The sequence below is a fragment of the Blautia sp. AF26-2 genome (assembly GCF_003460955.1).
GTDB lineage: Bacteria > Bacillota > Clostridia > Lachnospirales > Lachnospiraceae > Fusicatenibacter > Fusicatenibacter saccharivorans.
This window is the reverse complement of the sequence record NZ_QTWD01000024.1, coordinates 1-5258: the sequence shown is the minus strand read 5'-3', so window position 1 is coordinate 5258 and position 5258 is coordinate 1. Positions and strand designations below refer to the sequence as shown.

The window sequence follows — 5258 nt, the reverse complement described above, 5'->3', positions numbered from 1 at the left end:
GCTCTGAAAATCAAAGCCGCCGTTTCAAATGGGCGTGTCAAATTGTCTGCTCTACGACGGCTTTTTTTCTTTTGCCGTCGTCCGGCAGAGTATTATTCAATATTTAATTCAATGTTTCCAGTGAAATTCTCACATTCAATGCCAATATAATTTCCACCATCAGGAAGTGTAATTATGTCACTATAAGTTCCGGTTGTTTCAATCAACGTGACTGCTTCATCAGATCCAGAAATCCAAAATACTTTTGCAGTACCTTCCGTAATCTCCAAGGTGCAATCAATGGACAGCTCCTTACCGGCTTCTCTCTTTATGGAAGTTCCTCCGAACAAATACTCTGTACCTGAAAAGTTCGCATAATCAGCCGTATAAGTCCCTGTATAATCATCAATTCCTTTTTCTTTTTCCCCTTGCAGTGACGATTTCCCTGTCAGTTCTATGGAACCCGCAGACTGAACAATGTTATTGTAATGATTGAGAATTTCATCTTTTGAACAGCCAGCAAGCATAAAACTTCCCACAAGGACGAATGTTAATGCTAAAACTATTTTCTTCATAAAATCATCACCAGCCTTTCTTTGGAGCTACCTTTTTGGCCTTTTTCTTTGTTTGGGTTGCTTCTCGTTCTTTCATGCACAAAATCAAGATGGCAGAAATAACGACAGCAAGCGCAAGACTGCAAGAACAGGTTCCGATATTCCAGTTGACTGCGGTATCATAGCTACGGTAGCCTACCATTCCAAGACTTGCGGTAATCGGATAAAGGTTTGCTAATGTCATATTTCCAGCGGCAAACATCCCTCCATATCCATAGACAAAAGCAATGATTACACCGACTAAAAAGCTGCCTGCACTCCGACAAGTAAGAGCGATAATCGGCAGAACCGCAAGATATAAAAAGAAATTAACCGCAGTAATCTGCAAGGCTGCTTTTAGAGCTAAGGAAATCTCAAAGCCGGGAAATCCCACAATCATTTCTGCTATGATTGTAAACAGACTGCATATCAGCCCGAAAATAATAGACAATACGCCGCACACAATCAATTTTCCGGTCAACAGTTTCTTAAAAGAGATCGGCACAGTCAGAATATTTTTCAATGTGTCATCCGTCTGCTCACGAGAAATCATATATCCAGCAATTAGGCTGATACACATCGGAAAAATCATGGACATATTGTTTTTGATGACCTGTTCTGTAAGATAGGCAAAATCCCAAACGGAACCATCATTCGCCATAGAGGTAAACAAGGTCAGCAGGACGGATAGGAGCATGAGTGCAACGCCCGCCCAAAGGATATGATACCTTTTCAATTTATAAAATTCTGTTTTTACAATGCGAACCATGTTTATTCCCCCCTCTGCTTATATAATCTGTCAATCAGTAAGAACGAAACGAATGCCATAATCCCAAGAATGAATACAACTTGAAATGTTGAGGGAATTAGCCCTGTCATTTGCTCCAAGTCCATTTTTATTCCATGAGCCGCCATATCTCCCGCACTCCAAAATGTAGTCAGTGGCGTGGGCAGAAGCCATAACATAGTTTTAGGCAGTGTGTCAAACAATGCCGTAGCACTCATGTTCAGAACGCTGTAAAAGACACACAACAAAATGGAAAAAACATAGGTCTTACTGAAAAAGACAACAAGGACAATCAACGGGAGTGTTCCTGCCGTAATGAAGATCCCCGTTTCAACCGCCAAAAACAGCTTATAACCAATTCCATAAACTTCTAATGTTCCAATTCCGCAAAGAATTGTTGCAATGGTAGAAGCCACGCAAAAAACAATTCCAAAGATAAAAAGGACAATAATCTTTGCAAGTACCATTTGCGTGCTGGTTACGGGAATTGTACGCAGATTTTTGAATGTATCGTTGTCGCGTTCCATAAAAAACAGAATAGCGGCAATCACTCCGATAATGCAGGGCAGTAAAAACTGGATACCATATCCCAACACCATGTTAAATAGTCCATCGAAAGCATCTGCCCGATCCGTATATCGCTCCATCATAGAGGGCGTTGTCATCAGATAAGTCAGCGGGATTGGAAACAGGAACGCAGCCAAAATAATCAGCGGAATAAATTTCTTCCGTTTCAATTTCAAAAATTCGCATTTGATTAGTTTAAGCAATTCCTTCGCCCCCTGTCACACGCTTGAAGTAATCTTCAAGACTTTCTTCACAGGTATGTGCTTCTGATACCTCCAATCCGTTTTCTACAAAAGCAGTTACAATTTTCCCCACGGGTAGCTCCATATTGTGTAGACGCAGATTGTGGTCGTCTTGTATGGAAAAATGGGTTTCATGGAAATTGCGTTCCAAAATTCTTGCCGCCTGTGCAGTATCAGAGAGCGTAAACCGGATATGTTTACTGCTTTTTTGCTCCAACTCAGCAAGGCTTTCTTCTTCCAGCAATGCACCGTGGTTAATAATTCCAATATCGTCAGCCAGCAAGGAAATCTCCGAAAGAATGTGACTGGAGATTAAAATGGTTTTTCCTCTAGTGTCGCAAAGCTCACGGATAAAGGATCGCACTTCTGCAATACCGATGGGATCGAGACCGTTGATCGGCTCATCCAAAATCAAAAGCTCCGGATCGTGCATGACTGCAAGGGCAATCGCCAGCCGCTGCTTCATGCCAAGAGAGTATTGCGAAAACAGCTTTTTATCCTTGTAAGGTAGCCCGACCAAATCCAGAGCGTCTTTGATGGCATGATTGTTTGGTACTCCACGCAGGGTAGCAAAGATACGCAGGTTCTCCGTACCGGTCAGATTGGGATAAAAACCAGGGGACTCAATCAAACTGCCAATGCGGGGCAGCAACTTCTTTTCATTCCCTTGCAAAGACTTTCCCCAGATTTTGACCTCACCGGAAGTAGGCTTCGTTAAACCCAACAGCATTTTCATAGTTGTGGTTTTTCCGGCTCCGTTTCTACCCAACAGACCATAAATTCTCCCACGCTTGACATGGATATTTAAGTCAGCCACACTCTTTTGTGAGCCGTATTGCTTTGTCAGATTTTTTGTTTCAATGATATAATTTGTATCCATATTCAAAACCTCCTGTTCTGTAAGGTATTCTATCATGCCAACCTTGCATTAACCTTGCCGCAACCTTGCATTAACCTTGCAATTTGAAATCCAGTAAAATGACAAAGGCTCCCGCCATAAAGACGGGAACCCGCTTAACTCTCCAAAGGAAAAAGCAACATAAATTCAGTTCCTTTTCCCGGCAAACTTTCAACTGTTATACTTCCCCCCATCTTTTCTACAAGCTGATGGACAATAGAAAGACCAAGTCCGCTGCCTTTTTCAGAGCGTCCTTTATCACACTTATAAAGCCGTTCAAATATGTGTTTCAAATCTTCTTTCTCAATTCCCACTCCATTATCCGCCAGCAGCAGCTCCATGTTATTTTCCTTCTTCGATAGGGAAATTTTGATTTTGTCCGCATGGCTGTGAGCGATTACATTTTGAATAAGGTTATTGATGATCCTCATATAGCTATCCATATCCAATCTTACCCGGACAGGCTGTTCAGGAATATCAATGTCATAATCAACCTGTTTATCCTCAAAAATCGGTATCCAGTCGATCAGAATGTTTCTTGTCAGCTCTGCAACCTCAACGCTCTGGATCTCCAAAGCAAACTCGTTGGAATTTAACTTGAACCAGTCAAAGAGTACATCAATGTATTCTTTTAGATCATGGGCTTTCCGACGGGCGGTTTCAATATAATCATCCCGGTCTTTTCCTGTGACCAGTCCTTTGTGTGTAGCGTCAAGATACCCAAGCAGAGTAGTAAGGGGCGTTCGCACGTCATGGGAAAGGCTCGTCATAAGCTGGCGGTTGGTTTCTTCTGTCTGCCGTACAGTTGAAAGTCTGCTTTCATAGGCCACAACAATCTCATTGATTTCATAGGCAAGAGGTGCTGTCAGTTCATTTGTTGCAGATAGAATACGCCGGTTGCCATTTCCGTTTTTCACATCAACCAGCACATCGGTCATTTCTGCTATTTGTTTTTTTACACGCCGAACGAGAACGATAGAAGTCAATACAGCCACAACAGCAATCACAATGGACAAGAATACGATAATTTCCATGCTGACTACACCTCCTTATTAAACCGGTAGCCAATCCCTTTGACCGTTTGTATGTACTTTGGGCTTGAAGGATTGACTTCTAATTTTTTACGAAGTCGGCTGATAATCGCCATAATGTTACTGTCATCATAGAAATATTCTTCGCCCCATACTTCCTCATAAATCTGCTGTTTGGTCAAAATTTTCCCTTGATGTTTTGCACAGTACAGGAGCAAATCAAATTCCTTTGGCGGAAGTTCAAAAGTGCCGTTTGCCGTCGTAACAGAACGATTTTCAAGGTCAATTTGCAATCCATCAAAATCCAGTTTTTGCACAGCTCCGGCTTGATGATTAAAACGGGTGTAGCGGCGAATGAGGGACGCAATACGGGCAATCAGTTCGTCCATATCAAACGGTTTTGTCAGATAATCGTCCGCCCCGGCTCGTAAGCCCCGTACTTTAGAAATGCTGTCATTTTTAGATGTGAACATCAAAATCGGCAGACTGTTCTCTTTGCGGATTTCTTCCAGCGTTTCAAAGCCATCCATACCAGGCATCATCACATCCAGCACCACAAGCTGATACTCCTGCTCTCTTAATTTTTGTAAGCCCTCTTTTCCGGTATTACAAAAATCAGCTTCTATGTTTTCTGCTTGTACGCTACGTTTAATCAAAGCGCACAGTTCTCTGTCATCATCTATAATCAGGATTTTATTCATGGTGCAACCCCTTCCCTTGTTTTGTCCTTCCGTCAATCGGCTTTTCTGCGTTCTTTGGGATCAGCCAAACACCAGCCATCTTTACAGCGCCGGGGATACGCCCAGCAGTGCAATAGTAATTTACTCTACGAGGTGTCACGCCCCATTTTTCGGCGGCCTCTTTTAGTGTCATATAATCCATTATGCACCTCCACAGAGTACATTATAGTTCTTCGTCTCGAACAATACAAGTTTATCTGTTCCAACGCAAGCGTTTCTTTGTTGTATAGTTCTTCAGGTGTTTTTGCGTAGATAGCTACGAGCTTACCATTCGCGTCTTTGATTCTTGTCCTATAATATAGGACACCTCTTTTCATAACTGTGCCATATGTACTGACGAAGGAGGAAAACTTGTCCCTCTTATTAACACTGACAAAAAGGCAAAAAACAGGCGCATCAAATGAAATTTTATCAAAAATAT

Annotated in this window: 7 protein-coding genes and 1 pseudogene; all 8 read right to left on the bottom strand. The window is 42.1% G+C overall.

Annotation, left to right across the window (positions count from 1 at the left end):
- Positions 1-92 precede the first annotated feature (92 nt).
- Complete coding sequence (locus tag DWY63_RS17780; protein ID WP_117802756.1) at positions 93-554, bottom strand: hypothetical protein; 462 nt, start codon at positions 552-554, stop codon at positions 93-95.
- 7 nt (positions 555-561) lie between these two features.
- On the bottom strand, positions 562-1341 hold the full coding sequence (locus tag DWY63_RS17775; protein ID WP_024738633.1) for an ABC transporter permease: 780 nt from the start codon (positions 1339-1341) through the stop codon (positions 562-564).
- Positions 1342-1343: 2 nt separating this feature from the next.
- Positions 1344-2129 carry an ABC transporter permease gene (locus DWY63_RS17770; RefSeq protein WP_024738632.1) on the bottom strand — a complete coding sequence of 262 codons (786 nt, stop codon included), beginning with the start codon at positions 2127-2129 and terminating at the stop codon, positions 1344-1346.
- A complete protein-coding gene (locus DWY63_RS17765) occupies positions 2122-3048 on the bottom strand; it encodes an ABC transporter ATP-binding protein (protein WP_117802755.1) in 927 nt (308 codons plus the stop codon). The genes DWY63_RS17770 and DWY63_RS17765 overlap by 8 nt, the downstream gene beginning before the upstream one ends.
- Before the next feature lie 134 nt (positions 3049-3182).
- A complete protein-coding gene (locus DWY63_RS17760; protein ID WP_012816190.1) occupies positions 3183-4100 on the bottom strand; it encodes a sensor histidine kinase in 918 nt (305 codons plus the stop codon).
- 5 nt (positions 4101-4105) lie between these two features.
- Positions 4106-4798, bottom strand: coding sequence for a response regulator transcription factor (locus DWY63_RS17755; RefSeq protein ID WP_117802754.1), 693 nt, complete (start codon positions 4796-4798; stop codon positions 4106-4108).
- Positions 4791-4979, bottom strand: a complete 189-nt coding sequence (locus tag DWY63_RS17750) for a helix-turn-helix domain-containing protein (protein ID WP_117802753.1) — start codon at positions 4977-4979, stop codon at positions 4791-4793. Before DWY63_RS17750 ends, DWY63_RS17755 begins: the two co-directional genes overlap by 8 nt.
- 25 nt (positions 4980-5004) lie before the next feature.
- Positions 5005-5154, bottom strand: a pseudogene (locus tag DWY63_RS19005) (tyrosine-type recombinase/integrase); the annotation flags it as partial.
- Between the last annotated feature and the right edge of the window lie 104 nt (positions 5155-5258).

What these genes read in the sequence shown, in the direction of transcription:
- DWY63_RS17765 (WP_117802755.1), bottom strand. Translation starts at nt 3,048, where the DNA reads ATGGATACAAATTATATCATTGAAACAAAAAATCTGACAAAGCAATAC.
- DWY63_RS17780 (WP_117802756.1), bottom strand. Translation starts at nt 554, where the DNA reads ATGAAGAAAATAGTTTTAGCATTAACATTCGTCCTTGTGGGAAGTTTT.
- DWY63_RS17775 (WP_024738633.1), bottom strand. Translation starts at nt 1,341, where the DNA reads ATGGTTCGCATTGTAAAAACAGAATTTTATAAATTGAAAAGGTATCAT.
- DWY63_RS17750 (WP_117802753.1), bottom strand. Translation starts at nt 4,979, where the DNA reads ATGGATTATATGACACTAAAAGAGGCCGCCGAAAAATGGGGCGTGACA.
- DWY63_RS17760 (WP_012816190.1), bottom strand. Translation starts at nt 4,100, where the DNA reads ATGGAAATTATCGTATTCTTGTCCATTGTGATTGCTGTTGTGGCTGTA.
- DWY63_RS17755 (WP_117802754.1), bottom strand. Translation starts at nt 4,798, where the DNA reads ATGAATAAAATCCTGATTATAGATGATGACAGAGAACTGTGCGCTTTG.